Annotated in this window: 15 protein-coding genes; 5 read left to right on the top strand and 10 right to left on the bottom strand. The window is 70.7% G+C overall.

The features are described 5' to 3' along the window. Positions 1-97: 97 nt before the first annotated feature. From ACZ4MF_RS34975 to ACZ4MF_RS34960, 4 genes are all read right to left on the bottom strand, one after another. Positions 98-514, bottom strand: coding sequence for a Fur family transcriptional regulator (locus tag ACZ4MF_RS34975; protein ID WP_071381702.1), 417 nt, complete (start codon positions 512-514; stop codon positions 98-100). A gap of 61 nt (positions 515-575) precedes the next feature. Continuing rightward, complete coding sequence (locus tag ACZ4MF_RS34970; RefSeq protein WP_467496499.1) at positions 576-1,490, bottom strand: metal ABC transporter permease; 915 nt, start codon at positions 1,488-1,490, stop codon at positions 576-578. Continuing rightward, the gene (locus ACZ4MF_RS34965) at positions 1,490-2,242 is read right to left on the bottom strand and encodes a metal ABC transporter ATP-binding protein (RefSeq protein WP_467496497.1); all 753 of its coding nucleotides are present in this window, start codon (positions 2,240-2,242) and stop codon (positions 1,490-1,492) included. The genes ACZ4MF_RS34970 and ACZ4MF_RS34965 overlap by 1 nt, the downstream gene beginning before the upstream one ends. Positions 2,243-2,262: 20 nt before the next feature. Next, positions 2,263-3,222: a metal ABC transporter substrate-binding protein gene (locus tag ACZ4MF_RS34960; RefSeq protein WP_467496495.1), complete on the bottom strand. Its 960-nt coding sequence runs from the start codon at positions 3,220-3,222 to the stop codon at positions 2,263-2,265. A gap of 163 nt (positions 3,223-3,385) precedes the next feature. Between ACZ4MF_RS34960 and ACZ4MF_RS34955 the strand changes: the two genes are divergently transcribed. Continuing rightward, the gene (locus ACZ4MF_RS34955) at positions 3,386-4,768 is read left to right on the top strand and encodes a glycine--tRNA ligase (RefSeq protein ID WP_356030924.1); all 1,383 of its coding nucleotides are present in this window, start codon (positions 3,386-3,388) and stop codon (positions 4,766-4,768) included. A 69-nt stretch (positions 4,769-4,837) separates the two neighbouring features. Here ACZ4MF_RS34955 and ACZ4MF_RS34950 read toward each other — a convergent pair whose 3' ends face one another. Next, complete coding sequence (locus ACZ4MF_RS34950) at positions 4,838-5,881, bottom strand: chitinase (RefSeq protein ID WP_467496493.1); 1,044 nt, start codon at positions 5,879-5,881, stop codon at positions 4,838-4,840. 157 nt (positions 5,882-6,038) lie between these two features. On the opposite strand from ACZ4MF_RS34950, the gene ACZ4MF_RS34945 reads away from it, so the two are divergent. Next, positions 6,039-7,049 carry an aldo/keto reductase gene (locus ACZ4MF_RS34945; RefSeq protein WP_356030927.1) on the top strand — a complete coding sequence of 337 codons (1,011 nt, stop codon included), beginning with the start codon at positions 6,039-6,041 and terminating at the stop codon, positions 7,047-7,049. Positions 7,050-7,089: 40 nt separating this feature from the next. Next, on the top strand, positions 7,090-7,686 hold the full coding sequence (locus ACZ4MF_RS34940) for a TetR family transcriptional regulator (RefSeq protein ID WP_467496490.1): 597 nt from the start codon (positions 7,090-7,092) through the stop codon (positions 7,684-7,686). On the opposite strand, the gene ACZ4MF_RS34935 is transcribed toward ACZ4MF_RS34940, so the two are convergent. From ACZ4MF_RS34935 to ACZ4MF_RS34925, 3 genes are all read right to left on the bottom strand, one after another. After that, the gene (locus ACZ4MF_RS34935; RefSeq protein ID WP_467496489.1) at positions 7,667-8,116 is read right to left on the bottom strand and encodes a hypothetical protein; all 450 of its coding nucleotides are present in this window, start codon (positions 8,114-8,116) and stop codon (positions 7,667-7,669) included. The two genes, ACZ4MF_RS34940 and ACZ4MF_RS34935, sit on opposite strands and share 20 nt — an antisense overlap. Positions 8,117-8,310: 194 nt before the next feature. Further along, a complete protein-coding gene (locus ACZ4MF_RS34930; RefSeq protein ID WP_467496487.1) occupies positions 8,311-8,529 on the bottom strand; it encodes a hypothetical protein in 219 nt (72 codons plus the stop codon). A gap of 97 nt (positions 8,530-8,626) precedes the next feature. Further along, the gene (locus ACZ4MF_RS34925; RefSeq protein ID WP_467496485.1) at positions 8,627-10,057 is read right to left on the bottom strand and encodes an MFS transporter; all 1,431 of its coding nucleotides are present in this window, start codon (positions 10,055-10,057) and stop codon (positions 8,627-8,629) included. A gap of 100 nt (positions 10,058-10,157) precedes the next feature. Between ACZ4MF_RS34925 and ACZ4MF_RS34920 the strand changes: the two genes are divergently transcribed. Next, the gene (locus tag ACZ4MF_RS34920; protein WP_467496483.1) at positions 10,158-11,057 is read left to right on the top strand and encodes a helix-turn-helix transcriptional regulator; all 900 of its coding nucleotides are present in this window, start codon (positions 10,158-10,160) and stop codon (positions 11,055-11,057) included. On the opposite strand, the gene ACZ4MF_RS34915 is transcribed toward ACZ4MF_RS34920, so the two are convergent. Then, a complete protein-coding gene (locus ACZ4MF_RS34915) occupies positions 11,054-12,496 on the bottom strand; it encodes an MFS transporter (protein WP_467496481.1) in 1,443 nt (480 codons plus the stop codon). The genes ACZ4MF_RS34920 and ACZ4MF_RS34915 overlap by 4 nt on opposite strands. Before the next feature lie 148 nt (positions 12,497-12,644). Between ACZ4MF_RS34915 and dusB the strand changes: the two genes are divergently transcribed. Next, complete coding sequence (dusB, locus tag ACZ4MF_RS34910) at positions 12,645-13,778, top strand: tRNA dihydrouridine synthase DusB (protein ID WP_467496637.1); 1,134 nt, start codon at positions 12,645-12,647, stop codon at positions 13,776-13,778. Positions 13,779-13,806: 28 nt separating this feature from the next. Here the strand turns inward: dusB and ACZ4MF_RS34905 are convergent, their stop codons facing one another. Then, the gene (locus ACZ4MF_RS34905; protein WP_467496479.1) at positions 13,807-15,618 is read right to left on the bottom strand and encodes an alkaline phosphatase family protein; all 1,812 of its coding nucleotides are present in this window, start codon (positions 15,616-15,618) and stop codon (positions 13,807-13,809) included. Positions 15,619-15,956: the final 338 nt, after the last annotated feature.

Raw genomic sequence — 15,956 nt, 5'->3', positions numbered from 1 at the left:
CTCGTCCTCGCACTGTGGGACAGGGCCCGCGCAGCGTGCTGCGCCGCCTCCTCACGAAGCCGTTCGTCGACTCGGGCGGTGCTTCGGCCGCGCCCGGCTAGGACGCGCCGCCCGCGCAGTCCGCGCACGTACCGAAGATCTCCACGGTGTGGGCCACGTTGACGTAGCCGTGCTCCGCCGCGATCGCCTCGGCCCACTTCTCGACGGCCGGGCCCTCGACCTCCACGGCCTTGCCGCAGGCACGGCACACGAGGTGGTGGTGGTGCTCGCCGGTCGAGCAGCGGCGGTAGACGGACTCGCCGTCGGAGGTGCGCAGGACGTCGACCTCGCCGGCGTCGGCGAGGGACTGGAGGGTGCGGTACACCGTGGTCAGCCCGACCGAGTCGCCCTTGTGCTTGAGCATGTCGTGCAGTTCCTGCGCGCTGCGGAACTCGTCCACCTCGTTCAGCGCCGCCGACACGGCTGCCCGCTGTCGGGTCGCGCGGCCCTTCACGGGCGGTCCAGCGGTCGTCACCGGTTGCCTCCTCACGTCTCGCCTGTGCCCGGGCCATTGTGCCAGCTCGGGCTGCCGGCGGTCAGACGCCGATCTCGTCCCCGGCCTCTCTCGTGGCCGGAATCGTGGTCGGGATCGTGCACTCCGCCGGGTCCCCGGCGGGCCCGGCCTGGGCCGCCGCGCGGGCGCGTCGCCGGGCCAGCGGGGTGGCCAGCGCGGTCAGCGCGACGAACGCGGCGATGGTCAGCAGAACGATCGTCGCACCGGGCGGGACGTCCTGGTAGTAGGAGGTGATCGTGCCGCTGACGGTCACGGCGATGCCGATCGCGACGGCGATCACGAACGTGGCGGCGAAGCTGCGGGTGAGCTGCTGGGCCGCCGCCACCGGCACGACCATGAGCGCGGACACCAGCAGCAGCCCGACCACGCGCATCGCGACCGTGACCGTGACCGCCGCCGTCACCGCCGTCAGGAGGTTGAGCGCGCGCACCGGCAGGCCGGTGACCCGGGCGAACTCCTCGTCCTGGCTGACCGCGAACAGCTGGCGGCGCAGCCCGAGGGCGACCAGCACCACGAACGCGGCGAGCAGGCAGATCGAGACGACGTCCGACTGCGACACCGTGGACAGCGAGCCGAACAGGTACGACGTCAGGTTCGCGTTGGAGCCGCCCGGCGCGAGGTTGATGAACATCACGCCGCCGGCCATGCCGCCGTAGAAGAGCATGGCGAGGGCGATGTCGCCGCGCGTCTTTCCGTACCAGCGGATCAGCTCCATCAGGACCGCGCCGAGGACCGAGACCGCCGTCGCCATCCACACGGGGGACGTCGACAACAGGAAGCCCAGTCCCACCCCCGTCATCGCCACATGGCCGATGCCGTCGCCCATCAGGGCCTGGCGGCGCTGGACCAGGTAGATGCCGACGGCGGGGGCGGTGATGCCGACCAGGACGGCGGCGAGCAGTGCCCGCTGCATGAAGGCGTAGTTCAGGAAGTCCATCAGCTCAGCAGTCCCGTGTGGATCGACTCGTGGGGGTGGACGTGGTCGTGGCCGGGGAGCGCGTGCTGGCCCAGGGCCTGCGGGGGCGGGCCGTCGTGCAGGACGCAGCCGTCGCGCAGGACGACCGCGCGGTCGATCAGCGGCTCCAGCGGGCCGAGTTCGTGCAGCACGAGGAGGACCGTGGTGCCCGCCGCCACCTGCTCCTTCAGGGTGCGGGCGAGGATCTCCTGGCTGGCCAGGTCGACGCCCGCCATCGGCTCGTCCATGATCAGCAGCTCGGGTTCGGCGACGAGCGCGCGGGCGATCAGCACGCGCTGGTGCTGGCCGCCGGAGAGGGCGTTCACCGAGTCCTTGGCGCGGTCGGCCATCCCGACCGCCGCCAGGGCCCGGTGCACGGCCTCCCGGTCGGCCCGGCGGAAGACGCCGAAGCGGGTGCGGGAGAGCCGCCCGGAGGAGACGATCTCGGTCACCGTCGCGGGGACCCCGCCGGCGGCCGTCGTGCGCTGGGGTACGTAGCCCACGCGCGACCAGGCGCGGAACGCGCGGCGCGGGGTGCCGAACAGCTCGATCGTGCCGCCGGTCGCCGGGACCTGGCCGATGACCGTGCGGATCGCGGTGGACTTGCCGGAGCCGTTCGCGCCGAGCAGCGCGACGACCTCGCCGCGGCCGACGGTGAGGTCGATACCGCGCAGCACGGGACGGGCGCCGAGTTCGGCGGTCACCCCGCGCAGGGCTATGACGGGCTCTCCCATGATCCTGCCTTCCCTGCCGGTCACTTGGCGCCCAGCGCCTGCTGGAGGGCCTTGAGGTTGGCCTCCTGGACGGCGAAGTAGTCCTTGCCGCGGGACTTGGCGGTGATGCCCTCGATGGGGTCCAGGACGTCGGTCCTCAGGCCGGCGTCGCCCGCGATGGTCCTGGCGGTCTTGTCGCTGACGAGCGTCTCGTAGAAGACGGTGGAGACGCCGTCGGCCCTGGCCATCTTCTCCAGGTCCCGGACCCGCGCGGCGCTGGGCTCGGACTCGGGGTCGAGACCGTTGATGGCCTCCTCGGTCAGGCCGTAGCGCTCGGCGAGGTAGCCGAAGGCGGCGTGCGTGGTGATGAAGACCTTGGTCTTCGTGCGGGCCAGGCCGTCCTTGAACTGCTTGTCCAGGTCGGTCAGTTTCCCGACCAGCGCGGCGGTGTTCTTCTCGTAGTCGGCCGCGTGCTTCGGGTCGGCCTTCTCGAAGGCCTTGCCGACCCCCTGGGCGACCTGGGCGTAGCGCACCGGGTCGAGCCAGATGTGGGGGTCCTCGGCGCCGGACTCCTCGCCGGGGTGGCTGTCGTGGGAGGCCGCGTGGCCGCCGACCTCGGTGCCGTGCTTCTCCAGCGTGGTCAGGGCGGCCGCGTCGACCTTCGTCTTCACCGGGGACTGGGCCACCGCGTCGTCGACGGAGGGCTGGAGGTTCTTCAGGTACACGACCGCGTCGGAGTCCTGGAGCATCGCGATCTGCTGGGGGCTGATCTCCAGGTCGTGGGGTTCCTGGCCGGGGGAGGTGAGACTGGTGACGTGCACATGGGCGCCACCGATCTGCTCGGCCAGGAAGGCCATGGGATAGAAGGACGCGACGACGCCGAGCCTGCCGGTGTTCGCCGCCTCGGCCTTGTCGCCGGAGCAGGCGGACAGCGTGCCGATACCGAGGGCGGTGACCGCGGTGAGCGCGGCGGTGGGTATGAGGCGTCGTCGTACGTTCATGACAGTCATTTTCAACAAATATGGAAACCGTTGTCAACAAGCCTGGTGAGCGGTACCGATTTGATTGAGGGGGAGCCCCCGCCGGTACCCTGAATCATTCGCAAGCAAGCTGGATGCACCTCGCTCCATCGCCCGTCGTCGTAATCGTCATGAAGAGAGCACCGTGGCCGCCGACAAGATCGACACCATCGTCAGCCTGAGCAAGCGCCGTGGCTTCGTTTTCCCGTGCAGTGAGATCTACGGCGGTCAGCGCGCCGCCTGGGACTACGGACCGCTGGGTGTCGAGCTCAAGGAGAACATCAAGCGCCAGTGGTGGCGCTACATGGTGACGTCGCGCGAGGACGTGGTCGGCATCGACTCGTCCGTCATCCTGGCCTCCGAGGTCTGGGTCGCGTCCGGCCACGTCGCCACCTTCACGGACCCGCTGACCGAGTGCACCGCGTGTCACAAGCGGTTCCGCGCCGACCACCTGGAAGAGGCGTACGAGGAGAAGAAGGGCCACGCCCCGGCGAACGGCCTCGCGGACATCAACTGCCCGAACTGCGGCAACAAGGGCCAGTTCACCGAGCCCAAGCAGTTCTCCGGCCTGCTGTCCACCCACCTCGGCCCGACCCAGGACTCCGGCTCCGTCGCGTACCTGCGCCCCGAGACCGCCCAGGGCATCTTCACCAACTTCGCCCAGGTGCAGACCACCTCGCGCCGCAAGCCCCCGTTCGGCATCGCCCAGATGGGCAAGTCCTTCCGCAACGAGATCACGCCCGGCAACTTCATCTTCCGTACCCGCGAGTTCGAGCAGATGGAGATGGAGTTCTTCGTCAAGCCGGGCGAGGACGAGAAGTGGCAGGAGTACTGGATGGAGCAGCGCTGGAACTGGTACACGGGCCTCGGCCTGCGTACCGAGAACATGCGCTGGTACGAGCACCCGAAGGAGAAGCTCTCCCACTACTCCAAGCGCACCGCCGACATCGAGTACCGCTTCCAGTTCGGCGGCAGCGAGTGGGGCGAGCTGGAGGGTGTCGCCAACCGCACCGACTACGACCTCGGCGCCCACTCCAAGGCCTCCGGCCAGGACCTGGCCTACTACGACCAGGAGGCCCAGGAGCGCTGGACCCCGTACGTCATCGAGCCCGCGGCCGGTGTCGGCCGCACCATGCTGGCCTTCCTGCTCGACGCCTACGTCGAGGACGAGGCGCCGAACGCCAAGGGCAAGATGGAGAAGCGCACGGTGCTGCGCCTGGACCACCGCCTGGCCCCGGTGAAGGTCGCCGTCCTGCCGCTGTCCCGCAACCCCGAGCTGTCCCCGAAGGCCAAGGGCCTCGCCCAGGCGCTGCGGCAGAACTGGAACATCGAGTTCGACGACGCCGGCGCCATCGGCCGCCGCTACCGCCGCCAGGACGAGATCGGCACGCCGTACTGCGTGACCGTCGACTTCGACACCCTTGAGGACAACGCCGTCACCGTGCGTGAGCGCGACTCGATGAAGCAGGAGCGCGTGTCCCTGGACCAGATCGAGGGCTACCTGGCGCAGCGTCTCATCGGCTGCTGACGCCCACTGTCGCCGACGCCCACCCTCCAGCCGACTCGGTCGGCCGGAGGGTGGGCCTTTTCCATCGCCTCAACGTCCTTGCAGCGCCTTCACGTTGTCCCCGAACGTCCAGTTCTTCGAGCCGTCCCAGTTGATCGACCAGTCCATCAGGCCCTTGAGCGCGCCGCCGTAGTGCCGCCAGGCCTGGGAGACGAGCGACGGTGACAGGTAGCCGCCGCCCGCGCCGGGCTGTGCGGGCAGGCCCGGGACCTGCTTGTCGTAGGGCACCCTGACGGTCGTGCCCTGCACCACCAGCCCCTTGTCCAGGCAGTCGGTCTGCGCCGTGAAGCCGGCGACCGTGCCGGCCTCGTAGGAATCGCCGGAGCAGCCGTACATGCTGCCGTTGTAGTACTGCATGTTCAGCCACCACAGCCGGCCGTTGTCCGCGTACTTCTTGACGATCGGCAGATACGCGCCCCAGATCGAGCCGTAGGTGACGCTGCCGCCGGTGACGTACGCCGTCTCCGGGGCCATCGTCAGGCCGAAGTCCGACGGCATCCGCGCCAGGATCCCGTCGATGATGCGGATCAAGTTGGCCTGGGACGTGGACAGTTGGCCGATGTTGCCGCTGCCCGTCAGGCCGGTCTCGATGTCGATGTCGATGCCGTCGAAGTTGTACTGCTTCAGGATCGGGACGATGGTCGAGACGAACGTGTCCGCCACGGCGGTCGAGTTGAGGTCGATGCCGGCCGTGGCGCCGCCGATCGAGAGCAGGATCGTCTGGCCGGAGGCCTTCGCCGCGCACATCTGTGCCGGGGTGGCGACCTTCACGCCGGTGTCCATGCCGTCCTCCCACAGCGCCGTGCCGTCGGACCGGATCACCGGGAAGGCCGCGTCGATCACGTTGTAACCGTGCGCGGGGATACGGGAGTCGGTGATCGGGGTCCAGCCGAAGGGCGGGTGGACCCCGTTGGCCGAGCCGTCCCAGTTCTCCCAGTAGCCCTGAAGCACCTTTCCGGCCGGCCGGGACTTGACCGCGCAGGTGTCGGCGGCGGAGGCGGTGGGGGTGGCGGCGATCGAGAGGGGGACGAGGGCGGCGGCCGTGAGCGCGGCGGCGAGCAGACGTCTGAGCATGCGAGGCCTCCCGGTGGGGGTACGGCGAGGTGTCGTAGGCATGACAGTGCTCGCGGTCCAGACCTCCCGTCAATAGGTCTGGACCATTTTCGTACGCCTGACAAAGTTGGAGTGACAGATATTGAAATCTGTCAGCAGTCATGTCACAGTGGGGAACATGACGATGCGAACCCGAAACCTCGGAACCACCGGCCCGACCGTCTCCGCGCTCGGCCTCGGCTGCATGGGCATGTCCGCGCTCTACGGCGACGCCGACCGCGCGGAGTCCGTCGCGACCGTCCACGCCGCCCTGGACGCGGGCGTCACACTGCTCGACACCGGCGACTTCTACGCCATGGGACACAACGAGATGCTGATCGGCGAGGCCCTGCGCACCGCCCCGGCCGCCCTGCGCGAGAAGGCCCTGACCAGCGTGAAGTTCGGCGCCCTGCGTGACCCGGAGGGCAACTGGACCGGGTACGACGGCCGCCCGGCCGCCGTGAAGAACTTCGCCGCCTACTCCCTCCAGCGCCTCGGCGTCGACCACATCGACGTCTACCGGATCGCCCGCCTCGACCCGGACGTGCCGATCGAGGAGACCGTCGGCGCCATCGCGGAACTGATCGAGAAGGGCTACGTCCGGCACGTCGGCCTCAGCGAGGTCGGCGCCGAGACCGTCCGCCGGGCCGCCGCCACCGCTCCGATCGCCGACCTCCAGATCGAGTACTCGCTGATCAGCCGTGGCATCGAGCGGGAGATCCTGCCGACCGTCCGCGAGCTGGGCATCGCGATCACGGCGTACGGCGTGCTGTCCCGCGGCCTGATCTCCGGCCACTTCACCCGTGACCGGCAGCTCGCCCCGACCGACTTCCGTGCCCACTCGCCCCGCTTCCAGGGCGAGAACCTCCAGCACAACCTGAACCTGGTCGAGGCGCTGCGCAAGATCGCCGAGCAGAAGGGCGCGTCGGTCGCGCAGACCGCCATCGCCTGGGTCCTCTCCCGCGGGGACGACATCGTCCCGCTGGTCGGCGCGCGCACCCGGGAGCGGCTCACCGAGTCGCTCGGCGCGCTGGACGTCACCCTGGACGCGGCCGACCTGGCGGCGATCGAGGAGGCCGTGCCGGCGGACGCGGCGGCCGGCGACCGCTACCCGTCCGCGCAGATGACGACGCTCGACAGCGAGCGCTGACCCGGCGGCCGGACCAGCCCCATGACGTACGGTCTATGACATGACACCGCCCACCGGGACCCTGACCGCCGAGCGCATCCTCGAAGCCACCGAGGAGGTGCTGCGCCGGCACGGCCCGGCCAAGGCCACCGTGGTCGACGTGGCCCGCGCGCTCGGCGTCAGCCACGGCAGTGTCTACCGCCACTTCCGCACCAAGGCGGCACTGCGCGAGGCCGTCACCAAGCGCTGGCTGGACCGCACCTCGCAGCGGCTGGCCGGCATCGTCTCCATGGACGGCACCCCCGAGGAGCGGCTGCGGGCCTGGCTCGTGGCGCTGTTCGACGCCAAGCGGCACAAGGCGGGCGACGACCCCGAACTGTTCGCGACGTACACGGTGCTGACCGACGAGAACGTCGCGGCGGTCGCCGAGCACATCGACGAACTGACCGGGCAGTTGACCCGGATCATCGCGATGGGGGCCGAGTCGGGCACCTTTCCGGTACCCGACCCGGCCCCTGCGGCCCGCGCCGTCTTCCAGGCCACTGGCCGTTTCCACGACCCCTGTTACGCCAGGGAATGGACCGGCCCCGGCATCGACGAGGAGTTCACGGCGGTGGTGGACCTGTTGGTGAGGGGGCTCAGCTCACCTTCACCGTGACGGTCGGCGAGACGACCTTGCCGGCCTTGGTCGCGCTCACGACCCGCAGGACGTGTGTGCCCTTGGGCAGTTTGGCGGTCAGGGCGTAGGAGTTGTTCTTCTTGACCACCGAGGTCGGGGTCAGCTTGGTCCACTTGCCGTTCGTCTCGTGCTGGAGCACCAGCGGGGAGCCGATCTTCAGGCCCGAGGTGCGTCCGGCGAGCTTCACCGATTCGCCGGCCTTCACCGAGGTCGGCTTGGCCGTCAGGGTGATCGAGGCCTTGTCCGTGCTGGGGCTGGACGTGGGCTTCGTGCCCGTCATGTGCGTGGTGGGTGAGGGGCTCGGCTTCTCGTTCGCGGCGAAGGCCGCGGCCGTACCGGCAGACAGCAGGGCGAGGGAGAGGGTGCCGGCGGCGAGCGCTCGGGCGCAGCGGCTCCGGGTGAAGCTCATGTGGGTCTCCTGTTTTCGAGGGAGTTCCCCCCTGTCGCGAGCGACCCTCGCGGGGCCTGCTCGCCAGTCCAGGCTCACCCGAGTGCGGCGCAGCGGCATGTCGAACGGGCCGCGCCAGCCGTTGAAACGTCTATCGCTTTGCGTAAAGCCGCAGGTTGGACAACGTTTTCCCAATCCTCTCCGTTACCCGTTTTTTACCCTTGGTGACTGCTTGCCGGGTCGACCGTCGCCTGGTGGGCCTCGGCCAGGTGCTCCTCCGCCTTCAGCCACGGCAGGAACTGCGCGTTTCTGCGCCAGCCGCAGGTGTCGCATCTGATCATCCGCTGCACGCCCGTGCGCTCCACGCGCACGACGTGCTCCCGGCCGTGCCGGTCCCAGCGGCTGACCTTGCTCGTGCTGTTGTCCCGTGCCATCCCTGCCTCCGTCTCTGCGTGCCCGCAGGGAGTGTGCAGCAGAATCAACATCAACAGGGAGTTGTTCACGGTCAGTTGGGCGAGTCGTGGCCGGGGCTCAGCCGATCTCGCGCGGCAGCCGCAGGCTGAGCAGGCCCGTCAGCACGATCCCGGCCAACTGCGCCAGCAACGCGACGAGCAGTGCCTCCCGCATGCCCACGCGCGGTACGAGGGTGAGGAACAGCGTGCCCAGGGTGGCCACGCCGAGGGCGAGCGCGGACTGCTGGGTGGTGACCATCACGCCGCTGCCGACCCCGGCCCGGGCCGGCGGCACCTCGGACAGCACCAGCCGCATCACATTGGGCAGTTGGAGCGCCTGTCCGGCGCCGGCGACGGCCGCGCCCGGCAGCAGCGAGGCGAGGCCGAGGTGCGGCCAGTCCCGCCAGGCGGCCAGCACCAGCAGCAGGATGCCCACGCCCTGGACGACGGCACCGGCGGTGACCACCCGGGTGCCGTACCGGGCGATCAGCCGGGGGCCGGCGAGGGAGGTGAGCAGGAACGTCACGGCCATCGGCGCGAGCGCGAGCCCGGCCGGCACCGGGGAGAGCCGGGCGCCCTGTTGCAGCGCCAGCGCGATCACGAACATGAAGCCGCTGAAGCCGATCGAGAACGGCACGATCAGCAGCAGACCGCGCCGCAGCGAGGCCAGCGCCAGCAGGCTCGGCGGCACCAGCGGGGTCCGCCCCGCCCGGTCGGCCCGCCGCTCCACGGCCCAGAACGCGCCGACGGCGAACGGGAACACGGCCAGCGACAGCCACGTCCACAGCGGCCAGCCCGCCGCCCGGCCCTCGGTCAGCGGCGCGAGCAGCGTCAGCAGGGACACCGCGAGCAGGACGGTGCCGGGGCCGTCGACGGGCTCGGGGTGCGGCGAGCGGGTCTCGGGCACGAACCGTACGGCGAGGAGCAGACCCGCCACGACCACGGGCACGTTGACGAGGAACACGGCCCGCCAGCCGGTCCCGGCGATGTCGGCGGCGACGAGCACCCCGCCGAGTATCTGCCCGGCCACCATGGCCAGTCCGGCCGTCGCGCCGTACAGGCTCATGGCCCGCGCCCGGTGCGCGCCGCGCGTGGTGGCCTGGATGGTGGCGAGCACCTGCGGCAGCATCGCGGCGGCCGCGGCGCCCTGCGCGACCCGCGCCGCGACCAGGCTCCACGCGTCCGGCGCGAGCCCGCAGGCCAGCGAGGTCAGCCCGAACGCGGCCATCCCGCCGAGGAACAGCCGGCGCCGGCCGAACAGGTCCCCGAGCCGCCCGCCGAGCACGAGCAGCACCGCGTAGGCGACGCCGTACCCGGCGACGACCAGCTCCAGCACCGCCTCGCTCGCGGCGAGATCGGTGCGGATGGTCGGCAGGGCGACGTTGACGATGAAGAAGTCGATCAGCGGCAGTGCCGCGGCCAGCAGCACGGTGAACAGCCCGGGCCCGCCGAGTGCGGGCGGCGCGGCCGTCGTACGGACGGCCCGGGTGGAGACGACGGTTTCGCTCATGCCTCGACCCTGTGCCCCCGCCCAGACGGGTACCAGAGTGTGTTCATCCTGGTAGCAGAAATACCTGGCAACAGGATCGGCCCGGCGGCACCCTGGACGCATGACGACCATGGCACAGGGCGGCGCGGCGCGGTCCGCCCGGGGCGCGGAGATCCGGCGGCACGAGCTGGCCGCGTTCCTGCGCAACCGCCGCGAGCGCATCACCCCCGAGCAGGTGGGCCTGCCCCGCGGGGCCCGGCGCCGTACGCCCGGACTGCGCCGGGAGGAGGTCGCGCACCTCTCCGCGGTCGGCGTCACCTGGTACACGTGGCTCGAACAGGCCCGCAACATCCAGGTCTCCGTGCAGGTCCTGGACGCCCTGGCCCGCACCCTGATGCTGGACGCCAGCGAGCGCGCCCATCTGTTCCAGCTGGCCGGTGCCACCGACCCGACGCCCGCCGCGAGCTGCCCGAGCGTCACCCCGGCGCTGCGCGAGATGCTGCGCCGGCTGGAGCCGCTGCCTGTCTGCATCCAGAACAGCCGGTACGACATCCTCGCCTACAACCGCCCCTACGGCCGCCTCCTCGGCGACCTGGACGCGATCCCGCCCGAGGACCGCAACTGCATGCTGCTCGTGTACACCAACAAGGAGTGGCAGGAGGCGGTCGTCCACCTGGAGGAGACCCAGCGGCTGATGGCCGCCCGGCTGCGTGCCTCCCTCGCCGGTCACCTGGGCGAACCGGCCTGGAAGATGCTCCTCAAGCGCCTGGAGGCGGCGTCGCCGGCGTTCTGCGAGCACTGGGAGCGGTACGAGGTGGTCGGCGCCCGCACGAAGACCAAGGAGTACCGCAACCCCTACGTCGGCCATCTCCGCCTGGTGCACACGGACCTGTGGCTGGGCCCCGAGGCGGGCGCCCGCATGGTGATGTACACGGCGAAGGACGAGGAGACCCGGGAGCGGCTGGAGAGGCTGTACGAGCTGTCCTGCGAACCGCTGCCGGCCGTCGGCGGGCCGCTCTAGGAGGTGCCCACCGGCTGGCGGATCTCCGGTGCCCGGAGGCTCTCCGCCGTGCGGGTCGCCGTCGCGCGGGCCCAGCGGCCGCTGGTGAGGAGGCCGAGGACCAGGACGGCCAGTCCGCACCCCGTGAGGATCCACCAGCCGGGGCGGGCCGCCGCGACGAAGGCCTGGTGGTACGAGGCCGAGCCGATGCCGGAGGCCAGGACGGCGCCGATCACCGCGACACCGAGGGTCTGGCCCAGCTGCCTGCTGGTGGAGGCGACGGCGGCGGCGACCCCGGCCTGGGCGCGCGGCATGCCCGACACGGCCGTGTTGGTGATCGGTGCGTTCACGAAGCCGAAGCCGATGCCGAACAGGACGTAGCAGAGCAGGCGGCCGGCGTTCGAGGTCTGCGCGTCGAAGGCCGCGAACAGGACGCCGCTCGCCGTCATCGCCGTACCGGCGATCAGGAGCGGGAGGCGGGGGCCGCGGGTGCCGACCAGGCGGCCGGACAGGGGCGCGCACAGGAAGGTGGGCGCCGCCATCGGGAGCATCCACAGGCCCGCGTGCAGGGCGTCCAGGCCGCGGACGTTCTGGAGGTACAGCGTCGACAGGAACAGGAAGCCGCCGAGCGCCGCGAACGCGGCGATCGCGATCACGGTGGCCCCGCTGAACGGTGCCGAGCGGAAGAAGCGCAGGTCGATGAGGGGTTCGTCGCGGCGGGGCTCGTACCACAGCAGCGCCAGGAGGGCCACGGCGGCGATGGCCACGAAGGGGGCGACCACGGCCGCGGTGGAGTCCGGCGCCTCGATGATCGCGTACGTCAGCGAGCCGAACAGGGCGATGACCAGGAGCTGGCCGACCGGGTCGGGGCGGCGCGCCTTGGGTGCGCGGGACTCGGGGACGAAGCGGAGCGTGAGCAGGAGGGCGACGAGGCCGACCGGGAGGTTGATCCAGAAGATCGAGCGCCAGCTCACCGACTGCACCAGCAGCCCGCCGACCAGCGGACCGGCCGCCATCGATATGCCGACCACCGCGCCCCACACGCCGATCGCGCGGGCGCGCTCACGGGTGTCGGTGAAGGTGTTGGTGATGATCGACATGGCGACCGGGTTGAGCATCGAGCCGCCGACCGCCTGCACCATGCGGAACACGATCAGCAGGGAGAGGTTCGGCGCGAGCGAGCAGAGCACGGAGCCGACGGTGAACACCAGCAGGCCGGTCATGAAGACCTTCTTGCGGCCGATCCGGTCGGCCGTCGAGCCCGCGAGCATCAGCAGCGAGGCGAGCACCAGGGTGTAGGCGTCGATCGTCCACTGGAGGCCGGAGGTCGAGGCGTGCAGTTCGCGCTGCATGGAGGGCAGCGCCACGTTCAGGACGGTGTTGTCGAGACTCACGATGAGCAGGCTCATGCAGCAGATCGCGAGCACGAGCAGACGTCGGCGAGGGCTCAGCTCGGGCATGCGTTCCATCGTACGCCGATTTCGATAGTGCGTCTAACTAATGACTGCCGCATGATCCGGAGCGGCCGGCCGGGCCGCCGGGGAAGTGAGGGACAATGGGTTCTTGCCCTCTGCCGTCACCGCCGTACGCCCCTCCCGGAGTCGTCTGATGTCCCACCCGCTCTCCATCGGCCCGCACGCCGTGCTGCCGCCGGTCGTGCTCGCACCCATGGCGGGCATCACGAACGCGCCCTTCCGCACCCTGTGCAGGGAGTTCAGCGGCGGCAAGGGGCTGTTCGTCAGCGAGATGATCACGACCCGGGCGCTGGTCGAGCGCAACGAGAAGACCATGCAGCTGATCAGGTTCGACGCGAGCGAACAGCCGCGCTCGATCCAGCTGTACGGCGTCGACCCGGCCACCGTCGGCAAGGCCGTCCGCATGATCGCGGAGGAGGACCTGGCCGACCACATCGACCTGAACTTCGGCTGCCCGGTCCCCAAGGTCACCAGGAAGGGCGGCGGCTCGGCGCTGCCGTACAAGCGGAACCTGCTGCGGGCGATCCTGCGGGAGGCCGTGAGCGGGGCCGGTGACCTGCCCGTCACGATGAAGATGCGCAAGGGCATCGACGACGACCACCTCACCTTCCTCGACGCCGGCCGCATCGCCGTCGAGGAGGGCGTGACGGCCATCGCGCTGCACGGCCGCACCGCCGCCCAGCACTACGGCGGCACGGCGGACTGGGAGGCCGTCGCCCGCCTCAAGGAGCACGTCCCGGAGATCCCCGTCCTCGGCAACGGCGACATCTGGTCGGCCGAGGACGCGCTGCGGATGGTGCGCGAGACCGGGTGCGACGGCGTCGTGGTCGGGCGAGGGTGCCTCGGGCGGCCGTGGCTGTTCGCGGACCTGGTGGCGGCCTTCGAGGGGCGCCCGGACGATCTGGCCCGCCCGGTGCTCCGGGAGGTGGCCGACGTCATGGTCCGGCACGCGACGCTGCTGGGCGAGTGGCTCGGCGACGAGTCCAAGGGCGTGGTCGACTTCCGCAAGCACGTCGCCTGGTACCTGAAGGGCTTCGCGGTCGGCTCGGAGATGCGTAAGCGGCTCGCGATCACCTCGTCGCTCGCCGAACTGCGGGCCGGGCTGGACGAGTTGGACCTCGACCAGCCCTGGCCGGCCGGCGCGGACGGGCCCCGCGGCCGTACGTCCGGCAACAACCGGGTGGTGCTGCCGGACGGCTGGCTGAAGGACCCGTACGACTGCGCGGGGATCAGCGAGGACGCCGAACTCGACACCTCCGGCGGCTGACGGCCCCTCGGTCAGTTCCTCTTCTCGGTCAGTTCCTCTTCGGGTGCGGAGTCGAGCCGAACGCCGTCAGGAAGCGGTCGCGGAAGGCGCTCATCCTCCACACCGGGGCGTTGTGCGCGGGGCGCAGGCCGTCGGTCCAGTTCCAGCTCGTGATCCTGTCGAGGAGCTTCGGGTCCTTCGCGACGATCGAGACCGGCACGTCACGGCTGGCGTGGTTGCCGCTGGCGTGGGCGTTCGGCTGGTGGTCGCCGAGGAAGACCAGCACGGTGTCCTTCGTGCCGTACCGCTCCAGCCACTCGGTCAGGGCCGTCACCGTGTACTGGACGGACTTGCCGTACTCCTGCTTGGTGTGCGTGTCGTCGGTGAGGGTGTAGGTGGACGGGTGGCCCGCCTTCTCGATGGAGTCGAAGACCGAGCCGTCGCCCAGCTGGTTCCAGGGGACCATCTTGGGGATCGGCGCCCAGGGGGTGTGGCTGGAGGTCAGGATGAGCAGCGACATCCGTGACTTGCCCGCGGCCGGCTTCTTGCTGTGCACCCGGTCCTGGAACTGCTGGAGCGTGTACTGGTCCGGCATGGTCGACCAGCTGAACTTCGGCCCCTGGTAGCCGAGCTGGAAGGCGTTGTAGACCTTGTCCAGGCCGTACCACTTCTGCTCCGGCCAGCCCTTCTGCACGCCGGGCATGACGCCGACCGTGTCGAAGTCGCCGGTCTTCTTGAACGCGTCGGTCAGGCTCATGTGGTCGCTCGCCATGACCGTGCGGTAGCGCTGCTGGTTGCTGATCCACAGGCCCGACATGGTCGTGGAGTGGCCGAGCCAGCTGCTGCCGCCGTACGTCGCCGAGGTCAGCCAGCCGCTCTTGGCGTGGAAGCCCGCCTGAGCCAGCGCCTTGGTGCGGGCGTCGAGGGTCGCGTCGACGCCGGGGGCCATGATGGGGTCCTCGACGGCGCTGCGGCCGTAGCTCTCGATGAACGTGAAGATCATGTCCTTGCCGCGCAGGTCCGGGACCAGCTGGCTGCCCGGGGTGTTCCCGAAGGCGTCGACCTTCGCCACCTTGCGGAACGCCGCCTCGTCCCTGATCGCGTTCGAGATCCGGTGGGCCTGGTCCTTCAGCGCGGCGGCGGTGGTGTCGGTGGCGAGCGGCATGCCGGACATCTGCAGGCCGAGCGAGGAACTGGTGATCCAGACGACTCCGGCGACCAGCGTGCCCCGGGTCGCGAGGCCGGGGTGCCGGGCGAGCAGATTGCTCAGCCGCACCATCGACAGCGCCAGCAGCACGAAGATCAGCAGCACGAGGAGGATCACGGCGGCCACGGCGGCCACCGCGGTGGTGTGCCCGAAGGAGTCCGCCAGGTACGACTCCGCGTCGCCGAACAGGCTCCAGTCGAGCACGGCGTTGAAGCCCCGGCCGAGGTACTGGTTGAACCCCATGTCCAGCACGTTCAGGACGGTCATCGCGGCCAGCGCCACCCCGGACACGACGGCCAGCGCTACCCGCGGCCGGCGCGGCAGCGCGATCATCACCGCCGCCCCGATCACGGCCTCCGCCGGTATCCGCACGAACGTCGAGGTGTGCACCCGGTCCACGGAGTTGGGCATCCCCAGCGCGACGACGACGAGCGCCGCGGCCAGCACGGTGACCGTGCCGGACAGCGCCCGCGCGGCGCCCGGATGCGCCGCCCGCCACCGCCGTGTCCGCGCCCGCACCGCGACCCAGGGCCGGGGCAGGGACCTGAGCCTGAGCGTGAGGGGGCGTTGGGGAGAGCGCGCGGGAGTTCCGTCGGGGATGGTGTCCGGCGCCTCGGTCTCCCCGTCCGTACCGGCTTCCTGGCGCGTGCTCATGTCCTGGGACAACCCGAAGGTCCTTCCGTGCGAGACCTGTACCGCAGTCTCGTACGGCCCCTCACGGACCCCTGTTCAGGCCACTGTGCAAACACCGGGCAAATCCAACGCCCTGGGGCCTGTCGTCACATTCCCGCCTGCCGTGCGGCGTCTGGCACGCGCTCCCCCAGAGGGGGCACCTCCAGCCGCGTTGTGGTCGGTCGCCGACTTCCCCGCGCTCGGCTTCGCTCGGGCGGGAGGGGCCCCCATCGCGTCGACTCCCTCCTCCGCCGTGCAGCCGCACGCACCGGACGCCGCGCGGCCCGCCCTTCGGGCGGACGACGGGAAGGTGACGACAG

It is taken from the genome of Streptomyces sp. NPDC025793, from assembly GCF_055558375.1.
The sequence above is the reverse complement of the archived record's forward strand: the minus strand, read 5'-3'. Positions and strand labels throughout refer to the sequence as shown.

Coding starts and splice junctions, on each gene's coding strand:
- ACZ4MF_RS34960 (WP_467496495.1), bottom strand. CDS start 3,222: ATGAACGTACGACGACGCCTCATACCCACCGCCGCGCTCACCGCGGTC.
- ACZ4MF_RS34965 (WP_467496497.1), bottom strand. CDS start 2,242: ATGGGAGAGCCCGTCATAGCCCTGCGCGGGGTGACCGCCGAACTCGGC.
- ACZ4MF_RS34935 (WP_467496489.1), bottom strand. CDS start 8,116: ATGAGCTTCACCCGGAGCCGCTGCGCCCGAGCGCTCGCCGCCGGCACC.
- ACZ4MF_RS34925 (WP_467496485.1), bottom strand. CDS start 10,057: ATGAGCGAAACCGTCGTCTCCACCCGGGCCGTCCGTACGACGGCCGCG.
- ACZ4MF_RS34970 (WP_467496499.1), bottom strand. CDS start 1,490: ATGGACTTCCTGAACTACGCCTTCATGCAGCGGGCACTGCTCGCCGCC.
- dusB (WP_467496637.1), top strand. CDS start 12,645: ATGTCCCACCCGCTCTCCATCGGCCCGCACGCCGTGCTGCCGCCGGTC.
- ACZ4MF_RS34950 (WP_467496493.1), bottom strand. CDS start 5,881: ATGCTCAGACGTCTGCTCGCCGCCGCGCTCACGGCCGCCGCCCTCGTC.
- ACZ4MF_RS34920 (WP_467496483.1), top strand. CDS start 10,158: ATGACGACCATGGCACAGGGCGGCGCGGCGCGGTCCGCCCGGGGCGCG.
- ACZ4MF_RS34915 (WP_467496481.1), bottom strand. CDS start 12,496: ATGCCCGAGCTGAGCCCTCGCCGACGTCTGCTCGTGCTCGCGATCTGC.
- ACZ4MF_RS34945 (WP_356030927.1), top strand. CDS start 6,039: ATGACGATGCGAACCCGAAACCTCGGAACCACCGGCCCGACCGTCTCC.
- ACZ4MF_RS34940 (WP_467496490.1), top strand. CDS start 7,090: ATGACACCGCCCACCGGGACCCTGACCGCCGAGCGCATCCTCGAAGCC.
- ACZ4MF_RS34930 (WP_467496487.1), bottom strand. CDS start 8,529: ATGGCACGGGACAACAGCACGAGCAAGGTCAGCCGCTGGGACCGGCAC.
- ACZ4MF_RS34905 (WP_467496479.1), bottom strand. CDS start 15,618: ATGAGCACGCGCCAGGAAGCCGGTACGGACGGGGAGACCGAGGCGCCG.